The sequence below is a fragment of the Holdemanella sp. DFI.5.55 genome (genome assembly GCF_020593575.1).
GTDB classification, from domain to species: Bacteria; Bacillota_I; Bacilli_A; order Erysipelotrichales; family Erysipelotrichaceae; genus Holdemanella; species Holdemanella hominis.
In genome coordinates this window covers 1-344 of sequence record NZ_JAJDMK010000224.1, presented here as the reverse complement: position 1 = coordinate 344, position 344 = coordinate 1, and the positions used below count along the sequence as shown (strand labels likewise).

Genomic DNA, 344 nt, shown 5'->3' with positions numbered 1-344 from the left:
TGATCTTGTTTAGAAAGTATAATCGATGGTTATCATTATCGTAGTCAATTACTTCGTTGTTTACTTCTATCCTATTTTTTAAGATATTGTATGTTGTTTTGCCATCTGTATTCAATTTTCTTTCTTTGGACATTTTTACATATTTTTCAAAATATCCTTTTATGATATTGCTTGAATCTGTGGTCACTTCCTGCATCTTAACAAAACGTGGATACTGATTTTCTTGTTCTGTTGAAAGCACTATTAAAAAGGGCTGTTTATCAGTACCCAGCCCTCGCTTTCCGTTATGTGATGGAGCTCCTGTATAGGCTACATCTGATTCATAAAAATCCGAATCCAAAAAT

Annotated in this window: 1 protein-coding gene; it reads right to left on the bottom strand. The window is 32.6% G+C overall.

What is annotated here, in order from left to right:
- A partial coding sequence (locus LJE08_RS13890) for a hypothetical protein (RefSeq protein WP_370633281.1) occupies positions 1-344 on the bottom strand: 344 nt, incomplete at both ends.